Below are 17622 nucleotides of genomic sequence, written 5' to 3'. Positions count from 1 at the left end.
GGCCTGTTATGATATCGGTAACAAGATTAAATGGAACACCGATGTGGATCAATGCCCTACTGGTCGAAATGGTAGAAGAAAGCCCGGATACATATATTACGCTCGTAACCGGAAAAAGACTGATCGTTCTCGAAAAAGCCGATGAGGTTATTACGAAGATCCGGGATTATAACAGGGACATAGGCACATATGCTGCCACCATTAAAATCCAGTCAATGGAGGAGCTAACATGAAAAAGATGATGCCGTGGCTCATCACGATATTACTAGCGATTACTCTGATAGTGGTCGCCGCATTTTTACTAATGGACAGGATCTTTCCGAAAGATACGAACGAGGTAAGTGCTGCTGTTCAAAATGTGGAAACAAAACATTTAACTGCAGATGAAATCGTCGAATTGACGGCAGAGATCATTGATATCAAAACAAATCTTGCTGATCCCGATTTTATCCTTCAAGTAGATTTCGCCTTCCAACTGAGTTCTGCGAAATCAAAGGAAGAATTCGAAAAAATAAAAGAGATCAAAATCAAACCAATAATTATCAAGACGCTTGCAGATACCAAACCTGAGGACCTTAATGGAGCGAATGGAAAAGATCAGCTTAGCAGTAAGCTTATTAATCTGATCAATAAGACATTGACTGAGGGCCAAATTACTCAGATCGAAATCACCAAATTCCTTTTGGCTTCTGTGTAGCTTTATTCCTGATAATTCTTTGATGGGGGGGTGATTGAATTGGTTGATGTACTATCACAAAACGAAATTGATGCTCTACTTGCTGCACTTTCTTCAGGTGAGATGGACGCCGATGAACTTAAAAAGGAAGAAACTCAGAAGAAAATCCGCTCTTATGACTTTAAACGGGCTGTCCGCTTTTCCAAAGATCATATCCGCAGTCTTACACGGATACATGACAATTTCGCCCGTTATCTTACAACGTATTTTTCAGCCCAATTGCGCACCTTCGTTCAGATTAATGTCGTTCAAGTAGAGCAGCTCCCTTATGATGAATTTATTCGCTCCATACCGAAAATGACGATATTGAACATTTTTGAAGCAGAACCTTTAGAGGGCCGCATGGTAATGGAAGTTCATCCTAACATTGCTTTTGCTATGCTGGACAGGTTGCTTGGAGGCTTTGGAACTGCACCTTCTAAGATTAATGCTCTTACTGAGATCGAAACAACAATTATGGAGCGCATCTTTAGTAGATGTTTTGAGAGTCTGCAGGAGGCTTGGAAAACGGTGCTGGATATTCATCCGCGGATGGAAGCTCTTGAGACGAATCCGCAGTTCATGCAGATTGTATCGCCCAATGAGACCATTGCATTAATCTCTCTAAGTACCAAAATTGGAGACACAACAGGCATGATCAATCTTTGTATACCGCATGTCGTTCTAGAGCCTATCATGTCCAGACTTTCTGTTCACCAATGGTTTGTGACAGAGAAGAAGACGCGGGATGAAGATGAGCTTCTGGCCATTAGAGCTAGAGTTCATAAAGCGAAGCTGCCGATTGTTGCTGAACTTGGAGAATCGAGCTTATCCATATCTGAATTCCTAGGGCTTAGCGTCGGTGACGTGATTTCTCTCAACAGAAACGTAGATTCTGGACTGTCGATTAAGGTAGGGGAGAAGCTTAAGTTCATCGGAAGTCCCGGAATGGTTAAAGATCGGGTAGCCGTGCAAATAGACGAAATTGTCAATGAAGGAGTTGAAGAATTTGACGAGTAAAGATTATTTATCCCAAGAAGAAATCGACGCCCTTCTGAGACAATCTGCGGAGGGCTCATTAGCTCCTACGGAGAAAACGGTAGATGACTATCTAACACCGTTTGAACAGGATGCTTTGGGCGAAATTGGTAATATAACGTTTGGCAGTGCAGCAACAGCACTTTCCACTTTACTAGGGAAAAAAGTAGATATTACAACCCCTCAAGTTTCGATCATTACACGCGGGGAGTTTGAAATTGCTTTTCCTAAACCGCATGTAGCTGTTCACGTTCAATATGTGGATGGGTTTCAAGGCATTAACTCACTTGTTATTAAGATTAGGGATGCGCAGGTTATTGCCGATCTGATGCTTGGCGGTGCTGGCGAACCTAAGGATGAAGAGTTGAATGAAATTCATATTAGCGCTGTGCAAGAAGCTATGAATCAAATGATGGGTTCTTCTGCTACATCGATGTCTACGATTTTTAATCGGTTTGTTAATATCTCACCTCCGGGTATCGACATTTTAAATATGTCCAGCGGAGAAGGAGTAGGCAGTCTGCCAGACGATGAGACCCTAATTCGTATTTCGTTCCGGCTTAAAATTGGTGATTTGATAGATTCTACTATTATGCAGCTCTTGCCTGTTCAGTTCGCAAAAGATATGGTATCCATGCTTCTTGGTGATGTTAGTCCTGCAGAGGAGGAGGCAGCGGTCACAATGGCTGAAACACCTGCCATAACGAATTCTGCTGAGACACCACCTCCAGCACCTCCGGTGCAACAGGCGCCCTCACAGCCCGCAGGAGGAACGCAACCACCATATCCACCGCAGGGTATGCCACCGTATCCAGGGATGCCAGAAGGCGGGTATTATTATCCTCCAGCGGGTATGCCAGCATACGGAATGCCTGGGATGCCACCATACGGTATGCCACCGCAAGGGATGCCATATGGACAGACACCACCGCTTAATTCTGAGGCAAATCGCAATGTAAATGTACAGCCTGTGCAATTTGCAAATCTGAATGGTGGGGCCTTTGGTCATATTGATGAAAATAATTTAAATTTATTGATGGACATACCGCTTAGAGTAACCGTAGAATTAGGAAGGACCCAGAAGCAGATCAAAGATATTTTAGAAATGTCACAAGGCTCAATTATTGAGCTGGACAAGCTCGCAGGTGAGCCTGTAGATATTTTGGTTAACAACAAGCTTATTGCCAAAGGTGAAGTCGTTGTTATCGACGAAAACTTTGGCGTACGCGTTACGGATATCGTCAGCCAGTGGGACCGAATTCAGAAATTACAATAAGCATACTTAGGGAGGATTTTGTAAAAATGGCTAACCGAATTCTAATCGTGGACGATGCAGCATTTATGAGAATGATGATCCGTGACATTTTGTCGAAAAACGGATTTGAAGTAGTGGGCGAAGCTCAGGACGGTTCTCAAGCGATAGAAAAATTCAAGGAACTGCGTCCGGACCTCATCACGATGGATATTACTATGCCTGAGATGGACGGAATCGCCGCCCTGAAAGAAATCAAAAAAGTAGATCCGGCTGCAAAGGTTATTATGTGTTCAGCCATGGGCCAGCAGGCTATGGTTATCGATGCAATCCAAGCAGGAGCTAAAGACTTTATCGTGAAGCCTTTCCAAGCTGACCGGGTTATCGAAGCTATTAACAAAACGTTGGGCGCGTAGGATAAAGTCATGTTATATTCCGAAACGCTCGGAAGCAGTAACACCCTGCTGAATTTGTTTAAAGTTATTATTGTCCTGGCGATAATCATTGTACTTATAGTGGTACTAATTCGTTTTCTTGGACGACGTAATCAGACCTTTATGAGCAACCGTTCCATAAGAACGCTTGGTGCAATAGGGCTTGGACCTAATAAGTCGATGCAGGTTATCGAACTGGGAAGCAGTCTTTACTTAATCGGGATTGGTGAGAATATATCCATTTTGGATAAAGTCACCGATCCGGATGAGGTAGCATTGATCATTGCGGCATTTGAGGATCAGTCCTCTAACCAGAATAATTTCCTCGCACCGCTTATTGCCAAGGTAAAGGTAAAGCTGCGTGGGGAGGTTCCATCTCAGGAAATTGAACTTAGTGAAACATCATCTTTTTACGAGACTTTGCAATCCAAGCTTCGTTCTGCACCAGAGCGTAAAGAGAAAATGGAAGAGCTGCTTCGGGATGATGTTACTAAGGATGAGTCGAGGAATATATGAAAAAGAAGCTAATTCTTGCTATTCTGCTGTTCGGTATTATCAGTGTGGTTATGATGACGCCGATACATGCTGATCCTATACCTAATGTTAATATTCAGGTCGGTAATGAAGGTTCAAGCAGTGGTACCAGTTCCATATCAATTCTTCTTCTTGTTACGGTTCTGAGTATTGCTCCGGCGTTTCTGGTTCTTATGACTAGCTTTACTAGAATTGTAATCGTATTAGGTTTTGTGAGAACCTCGCTGGGTACTCAGAATATGCCTCCGAACCAGGTGCTGGTAGGACTTGCTCTGTTTCTGACCCTGTTCATTATGTCACCAACGCTGGCCACAGTGAATGAAAACGCGTTGCAGCCGTATATGAAGGGGACAATTACCCAGACCGAGGCTTTCGATAAAGCTGCTGATCCGATGAAAGAATTTATGTTTAAACAGACGAACACCAAAGATCTTCTGTTATTTATGAAATACACCGGTTATACCGGATCTACTAAGCCGGCTACATACAGTGATATTCCACTGACGGTGATGGTGCCAGCTTTCGCAATTGGTGAATTGAAAAAAGCTTTTACAATGGGCTTCTTAATTTTCATACCATTCCTGATTATTGATATTGTTGTGGCGAGCACACTGATGGCCATGGGGATGATGATGCTTCCCCCGGTTATGATTTCATTACCTTTTAAAATAATGCTCTTTGTACTGGTAGACGGCTGGTACTTAGTCATTAAATCATTACTTCTTAGTTTTAACACCTGACCTAAAGAGGAGGCATGAGGGATGAGTACGGAGTTTATAATCGGGCTAGCAAGCCAAGCCGTATATTTAGTGCTGGAAGTCAGCGCACCCATGCTGATTCTTGGTCTGGTGGTAGGGCTAATAATCAGTATTTTTCAGGCTACGACACAGATTCAGGAACAGACGCTAGCGTTTGTTCCCAAAATCGTCGCAGTGCTACTGGCTTTATTGCTATTTGGTCCGTGGATCGTCACGAAGCTGATTGACTTTACAAGCCAAATTTTAGGTAATCTCTACATGTATATTGGTTAAACAATGAACATGGAGACCATACTGCAAAGTTTACCCGTCTTTTTGCTTATTTTTTGTCGAATAACCGCTTTTTTTGTTGTCGTTCCTGTATTTTCTTCACAAGGGGTCCCGACAACCTTTAAGATTGGCATTTCTTTTTTTGTAGCATTGGTTGTCTTTAGTGCTAACGGAACAGGACTTACAATCCCGCAGGATTTCAGTTATATTTTGCTGATTGCCAGAGAGGTATTAATAGGTTTATTGCTAGGTTTCATTGGATATTTGATGTTTATGGCGATTCAGACAGCAGGTTCGTTTATAGATATTCAGATTGGCTTCGGTATTGCTAATGTCATTGATCCTATGACTGGAACATCTGCACCTGTTATCGGTAATTTCAAATATATGATTGCCCTGCTAATGTTTCTGAGCATGAATGGTCATCACCATCTGCTAGATGCTATTGTGTACAGTTATAAATGGGTTCCTATGAATAATGATTTATTTCTAGGCATGATTGACGGTAGTTTATCAGAGTTTCTGGTTCGAACATTTGTGCAGTCCTTTGTACTCGCTTTTCAAATGTCGGCTCCTTTAGTAACTGCGCTGTTTCTGACTGATGTTGGCCTTGCTTTCTTGGCGAGAACGGCTCCGCAATATAATGTATTTGTTATTGGGGTTCCGCTCAAAATCATTATAGGTCTTGCACTGCTTTTAGTGCTCATGCCTGGTCTGGCTGTGCTGTTTCAGAATCTCTTCGATATCATGTTCGAATCCATGGAGAATTTATTGAGTCTCATGGGGAAGAGTCCGTAGGTGACCGTAAGGGGAGCGTATTATGCCTAAGACGAAGCGGTATAGACTGGATCTTCAACAATTCGCCGGTGAAAAGACGGAAAAAGCAACCCCGAAGAAACGGCAAGATGCTCGTAAGAAGGGTCAAGTAGCCAAAAGTGCTGAGCTATCCGGTGCAGTTGTATTGTTATCAGCAATAGTTAGCTTGATGATGTTTGGTGGTTTTATGAAAGAGCGTTTCATGAAGCTATATATGGACGTATTTCAGAATCAAATGACACTGGAGGTTACTCCTGAGAATATAACGCTGCTATTTAATCAATATGGACTACAAATACTGATTTTGCTAGCTCCATTACTTGGAATAGTTTTTGTTATGGCGCTGGTAAGCAATTTGGCGCAGGTGGGATTTATGACCACAGGAGAGGGGATCACCCCTAAATTCAGCAAGATTAATCCGATAAAAGGGTTCAAAAATATTTTCTCCATGCGTTCGTTTGTCGAGTTCCTGAAATCCATATTTAAGCTTCTAATTATCGCTTATCTGGTATATAGCACTTTATGGGGAGAAAAGAAGAACTTTGCATCCCTGTCGCATATCAGTGCGGAGGGGATTTTTAAATTTGCGGCCAAGCTGACGATGAGTCTTGGTTTGAAAATCGGGGCTGCCCTATTGGCTATGGCTTTTCTGGACTACATGTATCAGAAATACGAGCATGAAAAAAGCCTAAAAATGTCCAAGCAGGATATCAAGGATGAATACAAAAAAATGGAGGGTGACCCTCTAATCAAAGGTAAGATCAGGGAACGCCAACGTAGAATGGCCATGCAGCGTATGATGCAGGAAGTTCCAAATGCGGATGTAATCATTACGAATCCTACGCACTTTGCTGTTGCGCTTAAATATGACGGTACCAAGATGGAAGCGCCGCAGATTATAGCAAAAGGGCAGGATTATGTAGCACTTCGCATCCGGGAGCTGGCTAAAGAGCACGGCGTCGTGACTATGGAAAACAAACCGCTGGCACGGGCATTATTCCAAAGGGCAGAGATTGGAGATGTCGTTCCAAATGATCTGTTCCAGGCTGTGGCTGAAGTGCTGGCATATGTATATAAGCTTAAAGGTAAGAGGAGATAAGGCGGGGGGTTAGGACATTGAAAGCTAAAGATTTAACAGTTTTGCTAGGCATCATCGGGATCGTGCTTATGATGATTCTGCCTATCCCGTCCTGGCTATTGGACGTTTTGCTTGTTATTAACATCTCAATCGCATTAATTATCATTCTGGTTGCTATGAATACGAAAAATGCACTCGAATTTTCAATTTTCCCTTCATTGCTCCTAGTAACCACACTGTTTCGTCTGTCACTTAACATCTCGACTACAAAACTGATCCTGACTTACGGAGATGCCGGTTCAGTGGTATCTACTTTCGGTAGCTGGATCGCTGGCGGACAAATTGCTGTTGGGTTTATCGTGTTTCTGATCTTGGTAGTAGTTCAGTTTATTGTTATCACCAAAGGTTCAGAGCGCGTAGCTGAGGTAGGCGCTAGATTTACCTTGGATGCGATGCCCGGTAAGCAAATGAGTATTGATGCCGATCTTAACGCAGGCATGATTAACGAAACCCAGGCACGTGAGCGTCGTCGTAACGTAGAACGCGAAGCGGATTTTTTCGGAGCCATGGACGGTGCGAGTAAATTCGTTAAAGGAGACGCGATTGCGAGTATTATCATCTTGCTGATCAACCTCATCGGTGGATTTATCATCGGTATGATGGTTCACGGGATGGACTTTGCTACTGCGTTATCCACTTATTCTGTATTAACCATCGGGGACGGTCTCGTCAGTCAAATTCCAGCTTTGCTGATTTCGACAGCAGCCGGCTTGATTGTTACTAGAGCTTCTTCGGAAGGTAATCTTGCAGAAGAGCTGACAGGACAGTTGTTGTCCTATCCGAAATTGTTGTATATTGTCGCAGTTACGGTAGCTTTTCTTGGACTCTTTACACCCATACATATGATTACAACGCTCCCATTGGCCGGATTGCTGGCTTTTGCAGCCTACCGTATGGGACAAAATTTAAATAAGAAACAGATTGCCGAAGAGCAACTTGTTGAAGAGAAGCAGATTGAAGAGGTACGAAGTCCGGAAAGTGTCATTAATTTGCTGTCAGTTGATCCCATTGAATTCGAGTTTGGTTATGGTCTTATTCCTTTGGCGGATACAGGTCAGGGAGGCGATCTGTTAGATCGTATCATCATGATTCGACGGCAATGTGCCCTAGAAATGGGTCTTGTAGTACCTATTATTCGCATTCGCGACAATATTCAACTAAAACCGAATGAATATGTCATAAAAATTAAAGGAAATACAGTCGGCGGTGGTGAATTATTACTTAATCATTACCTTGCAATGAGTCCAGGATATGATGATGAATCTATAAACGGTATTGAGACCATCGAACCATCCTTTGGGCTTCCAGCATTATGGATTGATGAATCGGTTAAAGAGCGGGCTGAATTGTCCGGCTATACTGTAGTAGACCCTCCATCTGTTGTCGCAACACATCTGACGGAGTTAATCAAACGTCATGGACATGAGCTGATAGGAAGACAGGAAACTAAGATGCTGGTGGACAACCTTAGGGATAATTATCCAGTGCTCGTCGACGATCTTATTCCTTCCGTATTGGCGATTGGGGATGTGCAGAAGGTTCTTGCTAAGCTGCTTCGTGAGAAGATATCGATCAGAGATTTGGTTACGATTTTTGAGACATTGGCGGATTATGGGACATACACCAAGGATCCGGATATTCTCACTGAATATGTTCGTCAGTCCTTGTCCAGACAGATTACTCAGCAATTCTCACAAGTAGGAGAGACACTGAAAGTCATCACGGTTGGACCTAATCTTGAAAAGAAAATTTCCGAGAGTGTGCAGCAATCTGAACAGGGAAGTTATTTGGCCCTTGATCCAACTTCGACACAAACGATCTATCAGCGGTTAAGTGAACAGATCAATCGATTGCTGCAGACAGGGCAACAGCCAATAGTGCTCACATCACCAACCATTCGTATGTATTTGCGGCAGGTGATTGAACGAACGATGCAGGACATTCCTGTACTGTCTTATAGCGAGCTAGAGCCTAACATTGAAATACAAAGCGTCGGAGTGGTGAATTTATGAGAGTGAAGCGTTACGTGGTCGATTCGATGCCTGACGCCATGCTTTCCATTCGCAACGAGCTTGGGAGCGAGGCCGTCATTTTAAGTACAAAGGAAATCAAAATCGGCGGATTTTTAGGGTTATTTAAGAAGAAAAAAATAGAAGTTGTAGCAGCAGTAGAAAAGGCAGAGAAGAATAATGTTCCAAAAAAGCCGGCTGCGCCAGCGATGAACATTCCACGGAGTGCAGTACCACAGGCTTATCAAAAAGCGTCATCTGCTTCCACTACATCTTCTATACCTTCCGTACCTTCTGTTTCATTAGAAAAGCCAGAAGAGTCACGGACGTTTGCTGAGATTGCCGCAGCCTTATCGGAAGCTATCAATGTACAAGAATCGATAGCCAAGCATCCGGAGCCAGTACCTGAGCAAAAACTTCCTGAATTAAATCTGGAAGATGCACCTTCTGTATCAGCGTTGTATGAATCATTAGGATTAGAACAATCGCCAGAGGTTGCCACTGCTCTCGAAAATGATGTTCTTCGTGAGATTAGAGATATGAAGCTCTGGATGGAGCGAATTGCCAGACAATCCTCAGGTGGAAGAGAACTTCCAGACAGTCTGCAGGAGCTACGGGATCTTTTATTAGAGCAAGAAATGGATGCTGTGCTTGTTGAGGAATGGATCAGTAACATCTCGGAACGTTGGGTAGATGAAGGGCGTACTTGGGGACCAGAGAAATTTATGGGATCTCTTAAAGAACAGATTGATGGTTTCCTGACGGGACGAATTGCTGATGGAATTGCCCGGGATACTCAAATTGTATATATTGCCGGACCCACTGGAGTTGGAAAGACCACAACCATAGCTAAGCTTGCGGCAGAACAGCTATTTAAGCACGGACGCAAGGTAGGTTTTATCACCTCCGATACGTATAGAATCTCAGCTGTTGAACAGTTGCGAACCTATGCTGCTATCCTCAATGTTCCACTGGAGGTTGTCCAATCGCCAGGAGATTTGCAAAGAGCACTCTTTCGCTTGGAGAGTTGTGATCTAGTATTAATGGATACAGCTGGCCGAAATTATCGCAATGATATGCTAGTAGCAGAACTGCAAAGCTTGCTTGCGAAGGAATTGAGAAGTGAAACCTATCTTGTGCTTAGCCTGACCTCCAAAAGCCGTGATATGAAACTTATTGCAGAGCATTTCGGCAGATATAGACTGGATAAGGTTATTTTCACAAAGCTGGATGAGACGGGGAGTTACGGCCCGCTCTTTAATGTCCTGAATGACTTCCCACTTACCTTGTCTTATATGACTGATGGTCAAAATGTACCTGATGATCTGCTTATGGCTACCAAAGGACAGCTTAGTGAGTTGCTTCTTGGAACAGGTGAAACATGATGGATCAGGCACAATCCTTAAGACAGCTTGTATCCAGTCAGGATTCTAAAGTAGCTGTAAGAGGGGGATCATCCGCCAGGATCATTACGGTGTGTAGTGGTAAAGGGGGCGTTGGTAAGTCGAATTTTACACTTAACTTCGCTCTAACTTTAAAGGCTATGGGCAAACGGGTTTTGCTGTTCGATGCAGATATCGGCATGGCTAATATAGATGTGTTGATGGGCGTATCGGCGAGATATAATCTTTATCATTTGTTAAAAAGAGAAGCGGATATCGAGCAGATTATTCAATACGGTCCGAATTCGCTCCCTTTTATAGCAGGTGGCTCTGGAATGGATGAGCTATTTACTCTTTCAGAGTCTGATCTTGATTATTTCACAAATCAGATAGCACTTATCGCGGACAGCATGGATTATATTTTGTTCGATACAGGTGCTGGATTATCTAAGGAAACGATGAAGTTTATAACTTCTGCCGACGATTGCTTAGTCGTTACTACACCAGAACCAACAGCTATCACAGATGCATACGCATTAATGAAGGTTGTGAATCGTACCTATCCTGAGACTTCCTTTAAATTGATTGTGAACCAGGCAGGTGATGAAAGGGAAGCTATAGCGACAAGCGACAAGATCCGAATGGCCGCCAGTCGTTTTTTGCAATTAGATATTTCTTATCTTGGTCATATAAGCTCAGATGCCCATGTAGTGCAGGCTGTCAAAAGGCAAACGCCTTTCACATTGGCTTTTCCAAACAGTATTGCTGCAAAGGATATACATCGGCTTGCCCTAAGTTATTTGACCATTGATTCTAAAAAGACCACAAAAGTCCAAGGGATTAAAGGCTTTATCCATAAATGGTTAAAGCGAAGTAAATAGTTGTTCTGAATTTGGGACAGAGGTGGAAATGATATGAAGCCATATAAAGTATTGGTTGTTGATGATTCGGCATTTATGCGCAAGATCATTTCCGATTTAATTGAAAATGACGCTGACTTTCAGGTGACGGCAACAGCAAAAAACGGTCGTGAGGCTATCGAAAAAATCAATGAGCTTCGTCCAGATCTGGTTACTATGGATGTAGAAATGCCAGAAATGAACGGCCTGGAAGCGCTGAAAATAATAATGGCCTCAGACCCTCTGCCAGTGATTATGCTGTCAGGGATCAATGAAGAGGGCATGAAGGAAACCATTCTTGCACTGGAATGGGGCGCTTTTGACTTTATTCGTAAACCTTCGATTACCAACTCTCAGGATATCATGGGAGTGGGAGAATCCTTAAGGGAACAAATGAAAGAGGCTATGATGGCCCGGGAGCAGCGCGAAGCACGTGCTTCTGCATTTAAGTTGCCAGACATACCGCCAGTAGAAGTCGCACCGCCAACTGTACCGAGAGTGATGCCCGGCAAACCCAAGGTAGAACCTAAAGCTTCACTCAAAAATGAAGTGACCAAAAAACCGCGGGTGAAGCAGCCGTTAGATCATACTGTTCCTAAAAGAGCAGCAAAACCATTAATCTCTACTCCACCACCTTTATCAGAAAAGAGTAATGCAAGGTCAAGAGTAGAGAATAACGCTACCCCACCAAAACCGTTGCCTAAACCTAAAGTGGAAGTGTCTTCTGACGCTCCTGCAAATCCTCAGGTCCGGAAGTATGGGAGTAATGATCTGCAAAAGTTGGTTGCCGTGGGATGCTCTACAGGTGGACCACGTGCTCTAAAGGTATTTCTGGAGAAGATTCCTGCGGATTTTCCAGCGCCTATTGTTATTGTGCAGCATATGCCGCCTAACTTTACCAAATCACTAGCCCAGCGACTGAATACCTTCAGCCCGCTAGAAGTGATTGAAGCTGAGCAGGGGATGATATTGCAAAAAGGAACTGCTTATATAGCACCTGGAGGCTATCATTTACAAGTTGTCCCATCCTCTAGAGGGCAATATGCGGTTGTACTCACAAAGGAGGAGGCACGTAATGGCCATCGACCTTCTGTGGATGTTTTATTTGAATCATTGCTGCCGCTCACATCGTTAGAACGTCATTTGTTACTAATGACAGGGATGGGTAGTGATGGGGCAAGAATGATGAAATCCTTATACGACTCTGGGGTAACCTCAACCTTTGCTGAAAGCGAAGAAACTTGTGTCGTATATGGAATGCCGCGATCTGCGGTGGAATTACAGTGCGTCCAGCACGTACTGCCTTTGCAAGAAATTGCTCCAAGGCTGGTGCAAGCTGTTAAATAACAGAAAAGCGAACTCAAAGGGGAGGTGCTCACTGATGGACATGAACCAATATTTATCCATGTTTATTGATGAGTCGAACGATCATCTGCAGTCATTGAACGAGAGCATGATGGGGCTGGAAGCGAATCCTGAGGACATTAGTATTGTACAGGTAATATTCCGCTCTGCGCATACCTTAAAAGGTATGGCAGCAACTATGGGCTTTGAAGATTTGGCTTCACTCACACACCAAATGGAAAATGTTCTTGATTTGGTACGCAACAACAAACTGCGCATGCAGGATTTCATTTTTGATACGTTGTTCAAAAGTTTGGATGCCTTGGAGTCTATGGTTGAGGATATTACGGGAGGAGGCGAGGGTAAAGCGGATGTTTCGTCTATCGTCTCCTCCTTACAGGCTATAGTCCGGGGAGAGATTCCTGTTGCGGGTGGTGAGGCAGCTTCTGTCTCAGGACCTGCTGCACAAGCGGTTGAAACCCCGATTCATTTAGATGAGTTTCAATTTTCTGTTCTAGAACAGTCGATTCAAGAAGGACATCAAGTATTATATGTGGACGTAACCATTCGCAAGGATTGTCAGCTTAAGGCAGTACGTGCATATATGGTGTTTGATCTTTTGGAGCGTTCAGGTGAAGTGGTTAAATCCTTCCCATCCGTTCAGGATATTGAACAAGAGAAATTTGATCAAAGCTTCTCTCTCTATTACATAACTCAAAAAAGTGCTGATCAAATTCAGGCTATGATACTAAATCTGTCTGAGATTGATAAGGTATCGGCAGTAGCATTGGATCAAGACTCTCTGCAACAGCTGGGTCAAGAAACAGCAGCAGCAGCCTCTGAAGTGGCTGCCACGACTACTGAGGCTCCAGCAGCAGCTGCACCTGCGGCTTCTGCCGCTAAACCCCTGCCAACCAAAGAAGAAGGGAACAAACCGGCAGCTCACAAAACAGGTGGGGCACCATCACGTACCATTCGTGTAGATATTGAACGTTTGGACGTGTTGATGAATTTATTCAGTGAACTTCTTATCGACCGTGTCCGATTGGAACAGCTGGCTTCTGAGGTTCAAAATGGTGATCTTACAGAAACGGTTGAGCATATGGGCCGGGTAAGCGGAGATCTCCAGAATATTGTAATGAAGCTGCGGATGGTTCCAGTAGATACAGTATTTAACCGATTCCCACGTATGATTCGTGATCTAGCCAAGTCACTAGACAAAAAAGTAGATCTTATCATCACAGGAGCAGAAACTGAGCTGGACCGAACGGTCATTGACGAAATCGGGGATCCGCTGGTGCATTTATTGCGTAATGCAGTTGACCATGGTATCGAATCCATTGCGGATCGTGTTGCTGCTGGTAAGCCTGAGACCGGAACGGTCTATTTGCGGGCTTTCCACAGTGGTAATCACGTCTTCATTGAGATCGAAGAAGATGGAACAGGGATTTATCCAGAGAAGGTTCTGAAATCTGCTGTGAAGAAGGGTGTTATAACACAAGAGCAGGCAGCCAGTATGTCGGACGATGAAGCTTTTCAGTTGTTATTTGCCCCAGGCTTCAGTACAGCAGAGGTCATTTCTGATGTTTCAGGCCGCGGGGTAGGGCTGGATGTAGTGAAATCTAAGATTTCTTCTTTAGGCGGCAATGTAACGATTTATTCTGCTCCAGGTAAAGGAACAAATTTCTCAGTGCAGCTGCCTTTAACTCTATCAATCATTGCTGCAATGCTTATCCGATTAGGTTCCGAGAAGTATGCCATTCCTTTGACCTCTATAGTGGAAACCGGAATCGTGAAGCAATCTCAGATCCGTACAATCCATGGCAATAAAATGGTAGAATTCCGTGATTCGCATATTCCTCTGGTTTCGCTAAGTCGTCTCTTTTCAGTACCAGATTATGATGAGAGTACCGAAGAAGAAACAGAAATCGTAGTGGTGCGCAAGGGAGAAAGATTAGTTGCCTTAGCAGTACAGGATTTTATTGGCCAGAACGAGGTTGTGATTAAGAATCTGGGTAAATATTTGCCTGATGTACAAGGAATATCTGGCGCAACCATTCTTGGTGATGGCCAAGTAGCACTTATTATTGATCCGAACGCTTTTATTAAATAACTAGGATAGAACAGGGAGGTTCATTCCATGGCTGAAGATATTAAAGTGATAGTGTTTAAATTAGGCGTAGAGGAATATGGAATTGAAGTTGAAAAGGTACAAACTATTGAGCGCATGATGCCCATTACTCGTGTACCTAAGACCTATTCATTTATCAAAGGTGTAATTAATTTACGTGGGGTTGTTATTCCTGTAATTGATCTACGGGGCCGTTTCGGCATCGAAGAGGCTGAACACACCGATCAGACAAGAATCATCATCGTGTCTGTTAATGAAATGGAAGTAGGTTTCATTGTAGACTCTGCAAATGATGTTATAGATTTGAACAGAGATTCTATTGATACACCTCCTGATGTTGTTGGCGGCATCAAGGCAAAGTATTTGGATGGGGTGGCCAAGATTGGAGACGAGCGCTTACTGATTATGCTTAACTTGTCAGAAGTGCTTAACAAAAGCGAAATCGTTCAATTAGAAAGCCTAGAGGGCTAACCTGTGGAACTATTTAAGCACTATAAGGATTTCAAAATGGATGTGCTTAAGGAAGTTGGGAACATTGGAGCTGGAAATGCAGCCACCGCATTATCACAGCTCTTGAATAAGCCGATAGATATGGCTGTTCCTAAGGTACAGCTCCTTAACTTTGAAGAAATAACAGATAAAGTTGGCGGAGCCGAAGAACTTGTATATGCGGTGTTTCTACGTGTGGAGGGTGAAGCTCCAGGTAACCTGTTTTTCATTCTGTCACCAGAAGCGGCTATGAACTTGCTTAGTCGTATTGCGGGCATTGAGCTATCGAGTAATGAAGAGCTTGGAGAAATGGAGCTCTCTGCACTAAGCGAAATTGGCAATATTTTGGCAGGATCGTATCTTTCTTCTCTAGCAGATTTCACCGCACTTTCTATGTATCCAACGGTGCCGGCCCTTGCTATGGACATGGCTGGCGCTATCCTTAGCTACGGTCTGCTGCAATTCGGGCAGATGGGGGACGATGCATTGTTGATCGACACTACCTTCTTCGAAGGGAAAAACGAAATTGAAGGGCAATTTTTCCTTATTCCCGATCCGGAATCATTCCCGAAAATCTTCAAATCGCTAGGAGTTCCTTTTGAAAATGATTGAAGAACAAAGCATTATTAAAGTAGGGATGGCGGATCTTAACGTGGGTAGCCAAGACAGTTTAATTCGTACCACAGGTCTTGGCTCCTGCGTGGGATTAACATTGTTTGACCCTGGAAAAAAGCTTGCAGGGATGGCGCATGTAATGCTCCCATCATCTGAGATTGCTAGGGAAGGGCAGTTAAACATCGCTAAGTTTGCAGATACTGCAGTGCCGGAGCTCTTATCCCGTCTGCTAGAGCTTGGGGCGGTTCGGAGCCGGATCGTAGCCAAGATGGCCGGAGGTTCACAAATGTTTGCCTTTGCCGGGGGGAGCGACACCATGAGGATCGGGCCTCGTAATGTTGAATCTTGTAAACTAGCACTTGAAAATTTAAAAATTCCGTTAATCGCAGAAGACACAGGCGGCAATTATGGCCGTACGATAGAAATAGCCTGCAACACTGGTATATTGTTTATTCGCAGTGTGCAAAAAGGCGCTAAGGAACTATAATTATGAATATGATTGGAAACATTTTGATAAACTTGGTGTCGGGTTTGGTAGGTTTCATATTTACCTTTTTTGTAACCTACAGTAACAATGTATTGGGTACTAGTTTATTAAGAAGCCTAATTGCATTTATCATCTGGTTTCTGCTTGCTTTCCTCGTAAGATGGGTATTGGGTTTTATTATGATTCAAACATCGCCTCCGGATGAAGTGGATACTGGTGGTGAAGAACTTGGGGCGAAGCTGGATATCAGCACGCCTAATGAGGATGAAGAATTAATCAATCTACTAAAACCGAAGCCAGGACAAGGAAACGAAAATAGCGAGGGATTTAAGCCTCTTACACCTCCTAAGCTAGTTTCGATGAAGGATCCTGAAGAATTGGCCAAGGCCGTTCGTCACCTGAAAGAAGAATAAGTGAGGGCTGAGGCGGAATCGGTGATCTTATTGGAAGGTACATTTCGCCGCGAATGCTCGCTGACTAAACTTTGGGAAGGGTGAAAGCTATTGAACGAGCGTAAAGCTTCTCAATTGGAAACTGACGAGCTATGGGAACAGTGGAAAGAACACAGAGACCCTGATGCCAAAAAGAAGCTGATAGAGAGTTATCTCCATATTGTTGATTATGTATCCAGTCGTTTGGCTGTGGGATTACCCAAAAATGTATCCAAAGATGATTTAGCCAGTAATGGGGTTATGGGACTAATTGATGCGATTGAGAAATTCGACTACAAACGAGGATTGCAGTTTCAGACCTATGCGTCCTGGCGTGTGCGTGGTGCGATATTAGATTCATTACGCCAAAGTGATTGGGTACCTAGATCCGTTAGGGAAAAAGCTAAAAAAATTGAGGACGCTTATCAGCAGCTGGAGCAGAAGCACTTAAGGTCAGTTAGTGACGAGGAAATGAGCCAATACCTTAATATTAGTGAACTGGAATTTCAAAATATGTTGCAGGATGTGGCTGTGATGTCACTTTGTTCACTGGAAGACCCGATTCGTGAAGAGGAATCAGAGACCCGAATGTCCATACTGGTGGACGATAAAGCTAAGAATCCGGATAGCAAGGTAAATGAATTCTACTTGCGCGAAGCGCTCACCAAAGGTATTGAGAAATTAACGGTGAAAGAAAGGACCGTTGTGTCCCTTTTATATTATGAAGATTTATCTTTAAGTGAGATTGCTGAGGTCATGTCGTTATCTCCTTCAAGAATTTCGCAGTTGCATTCCAAAGCTATTTTGCGGCTGAGGGGAACGCTCGAGAAGAACCGTGATCTCCTTATGCAGAACGATTAACCGTTAGCGGTGACAAGGG

Annotated in this window: 20 protein-coding genes; all 20 read left to right on the top strand. The window is 43.6% G+C overall.

What is annotated here, in order from left to right; all coding sequences use genetic code 11:
* Positions 1–8: 8 nt before the first annotated feature.
* The 20 genes from MHI15_RS01780 (at position 9) to MHI15_RS01685 (ending at position 17603) form a co-directional block, all read left to right on the top strand.
* Positions 9–233 (top strand): flagellar FlbD family protein, encoded by a 225-nt coding sequence (locus tag MHI15_RS01780; protein ID WP_036688535.1) that lies wholly within the window; start codon positions 9–11, stop codon positions 231–233.
* On the top strand, positions 230–697 hold the full coding sequence (locus tag MHI15_RS01775; protein WP_076100380.1) for a flagellar basal body-associated FliL family protein: 468 nt from the start codon (positions 230–232) through the stop codon (positions 695–697). The genes MHI15_RS01780 and MHI15_RS01775 overlap by 4 nt, the downstream gene beginning before the upstream one ends.
* A 39-nt stretch (positions 698–736) precedes the next feature.
* Complete coding sequence (gene fliM / locus MHI15_RS01770; RefSeq protein ID WP_036688529.1) at positions 737–1735, top strand: flagellar motor switch protein FliM; 999 nt, start codon at positions 737–739, stop codon at positions 1733–1735.
* Entirely contained in the window at positions 1725–3029 is a 1305-nt protein-coding gene (gene fliY, locus MHI15_RS01765; RefSeq protein ID WP_076281606.1) for a flagellar motor switch phosphatase FliY, read from the top strand. The genes fliM and fliY overlap by 11 nt, the downstream gene beginning before the upstream one ends.
* Positions 3030–3055: 26 nt before the next feature.
* Positions 3056–3421 (top strand): response regulator, encoded by a 366-nt coding sequence (locus MHI15_RS01760; protein WP_076127811.1) that lies wholly within the window; start codon positions 3056–3058, stop codon positions 3419–3421.
* A 9-nt stretch (positions 3422–3430) separates the two neighbouring features.
* Positions 3431–3955 (top strand): flagellar biosynthetic protein FliO, encoded by a 525-nt coding sequence (locus MHI15_RS01755; protein WP_036688521.1) that lies wholly within the window; start codon positions 3431–3433, stop codon positions 3953–3955.
* Complete coding sequence (gene fliP / locus MHI15_RS01750) at positions 3952–4713, top strand: flagellar type III secretion system pore protein FliP (RefSeq protein WP_076220247.1); 762 nt, start codon at positions 3952–3954, stop codon at positions 4711–4713. The genes MHI15_RS01755 and fliP overlap by 4 nt, the downstream gene beginning before the upstream one ends.
* Before the next feature lie 21 nt (positions 4714–4734).
* Positions 4735–5004 carry a flagellar biosynthesis protein FliQ gene (gene fliQ, locus MHI15_RS01745; RefSeq protein WP_076220246.1) on the top strand — a complete coding sequence of 90 codons (270 nt, stop codon included), beginning with the start codon at positions 4735–4737 and terminating at the stop codon, positions 5002–5004.
* Between the two features lie 9 nt (positions 5005–5013).
* Positions 5014–5799, top strand: a complete 786-nt coding sequence (gene fliR, locus MHI15_RS01740; protein ID WP_076220245.1) for a flagellar biosynthetic protein FliR — start codon at positions 5014–5016, stop codon at positions 5797–5799.
* 22 nt (positions 5800–5821) lie between these two features.
* The gene (gene flhB, locus MHI15_RS01735; protein ID WP_248548838.1) at positions 5822–6916 is read left to right on the top strand and encodes a flagellar biosynthesis protein FlhB; all 1095 of its coding nucleotides are present in this window, start codon (positions 5822–5824) and stop codon (positions 6914–6916) included.
* A 17-nt stretch (positions 6917–6933) separates the two neighbouring features.
* Positions 6934–8967 carry a flagellar biosynthesis protein FlhA gene (gene flhA / locus MHI15_RS01730; RefSeq protein WP_341164067.1) on the top strand — a complete coding sequence of 678 codons (2034 nt, stop codon included), beginning with the start codon at positions 6934–6936 and terminating at the stop codon, positions 8965–8967.
* Positions 8964–10349: a flagellar biosynthesis protein FlhF gene (gene flhF, locus MHI15_RS01725; protein ID WP_076304474.1), complete on the top strand. Its 1386-nt coding sequence runs from the start codon at positions 8964–8966 to the stop codon at positions 10347–10349. Before flhA ends, flhF begins: the two co-directional genes overlap by 4 nt.
* The gene (locus MHI15_RS01720) at positions 10346–11227 is read left to right on the top strand and encodes a MinD/ParA family protein (protein ID WP_076182658.1); all 882 of its coding nucleotides are present in this window, start codon (positions 10346–10348) and stop codon (positions 11225–11227) included. Before flhF ends, MHI15_RS01720 begins: the two co-directional genes overlap by 4 nt.
* A gap of 33 nt (positions 11228–11260) precedes the next feature.
* On the top strand, positions 11261–12592 hold the full coding sequence (locus MHI15_RS01715; protein WP_076127819.1) for a protein-glutamate methylesterase/protein-glutamine glutaminase: 1332 nt from the start codon (positions 11261–11263) through the stop codon (positions 12590–12592).
* Between the two features lie 34 nt (positions 12593–12626).
* Positions 12627–14702: a chemotaxis protein CheA gene (locus tag MHI15_RS01710; RefSeq protein WP_076127821.1), complete on the top strand. Its 2076-nt coding sequence runs from the start codon at positions 12627–12629 to the stop codon at positions 14700–14702.
* 27 nt (positions 14703–14729) lie between these two features.
* Positions 14730–15191, top strand: a complete 462-nt coding sequence (locus tag MHI15_RS01705; RefSeq protein ID WP_036688501.1) for a chemotaxis protein CheW — start codon at positions 14730–14732, stop codon at positions 15189–15191.
* A gap of 36 nt (positions 15192–15227) precedes the next feature.
* Complete coding sequence (locus MHI15_RS01700; RefSeq protein ID WP_282579874.1) at positions 15228–15821, top strand: chemotaxis protein CheC; 594 nt, start codon at positions 15228–15230, stop codon at positions 15819–15821.
* Entirely contained in the window at positions 15814–16311 is a 498-nt protein-coding gene (locus tag MHI15_RS01695; protein WP_036688499.1) for a chemotaxis protein CheD, read from the top strand. The genes MHI15_RS01700 and MHI15_RS01695 overlap by 8 nt, the downstream gene beginning before the upstream one ends.
* A 2-nt stretch (positions 16312–16313) precedes the next feature.
* Positions 16314–16724, top strand: coding sequence for a hypothetical protein (locus MHI15_RS01690; RefSeq protein ID WP_370510671.1), 411 nt, complete (start codon positions 16314–16316; stop codon positions 16722–16724).
* A 90-nt stretch (positions 16725–16814) separates the two neighbouring features.
* Entirely contained in the window at positions 16815–17603 is a 789-nt protein-coding gene (locus MHI15_RS01685) for a FliA/WhiG family RNA polymerase sigma factor (RefSeq protein ID WP_076127824.1), read from the top strand.
* The last annotated feature ends 19 nt before the right edge of the window (positions 17604–17622 follow it).

It is taken from the genome of Paenibacillus sp. FSL H7-0918 (assembly GCF_038007025.1).
GTDB lineage: Bacteria > Bacillota > Bacilli > Paenibacillales > Paenibacillaceae > Paenibacillus_AQ > Paenibacillus_AQ odorifer.
Note: the sequence above shows the minus strand (reverse complement) of the source record. Positions and strands in the feature narration are given on the sequence as shown.

Coding starts and splice junctions, on each gene's coding strand:
- MHI15_RS01760 (WP_076127811.1), top strand. CDS start 3,056: ATGGCTAACCGAATTCTAATCGTGGACGATGCAGCATTTATGAGAATG.
- MHI15_RS01755 (WP_036688521.1), top strand. CDS start 3,431: ATGTTATATTCCGAAACGCTCGGAAGCAGTAACACCCTGCTGAATTTG.
- flhF (WP_076304474.1), top strand. CDS start 8,964: ATGAGAGTGAAGCGTTACGTGGTCGATTCGATGCCTGACGCCATGCTT.
- fliR (WP_076220245.1), top strand. CDS start 5,014: ATGGAGACCATACTGCAAAGTTTACCCGTCTTTTTGCTTATTTTTTGT.
- MHI15_RS01775 (WP_076100380.1), top strand. CDS start 230: ATGAAAAAGATGATGCCGTGGCTCATCACGATATTACTAGCGATTACT.
- MHI15_RS01710 (WP_076127821.1), top strand. CDS start 12,627: ATGGACATGAACCAATATTTATCCATGTTTATTGATGAGTCGAACGAT.
- MHI15_RS01705 (WP_036688501.1), top strand. CDS start 14,730: ATGGCTGAAGATATTAAAGTGATAGTGTTTAAATTAGGCGTAGAGGAA.
- MHI15_RS01700 (WP_282579874.1), top strand. CDS start 15,228: ATGGATGTGCTTAAGGAAGTTGGGAACATTGGAGCTGGAAATGCAGCC.
- flhB (WP_248548838.1), top strand. CDS start 5,822: ATGCCTAAGACGAAGCGGTATAGACTGGATCTTCAACAATTCGCCGGT.
- fliQ (WP_076220246.1), top strand. CDS start 4,735: ATGAGTACGGAGTTTATAATCGGGCTAGCAAGCCAAGCCGTATATTTA.
- MHI15_RS01695 (WP_036688499.1), top strand. CDS start 15,814: ATGATTGAAGAACAAAGCATTATTAAAGTAGGGATGGCGGATCTTAAC.
- MHI15_RS01720 (WP_076182658.1), top strand. CDS start 10,346: ATGATGGATCAGGCACAATCCTTAAGACAGCTTGTATCCAGTCAGGAT.
- MHI15_RS01715 (WP_076127819.1), top strand. CDS start 11,261: ATGAAGCCATATAAAGTATTGGTTGTTGATGATTCGGCATTTATGCGC.
- fliP (WP_076220247.1), top strand. CDS start 3,952: ATGAAAAAGAAGCTAATTCTTGCTATTCTGCTGTTCGGTATTATCAGT.
- MHI15_RS01690 (WP_370510671.1), top strand. CDS start 16,314: ATGAATATGATTGGAAACATTTTGATAAACTTGGTGTCGGGTTTGGTA.
- MHI15_RS01780 (WP_036688535.1), top strand. CDS start 9: ATGATATCGGTAACAAGATTAAATGGAACACCGATGTGGATCAATGCC.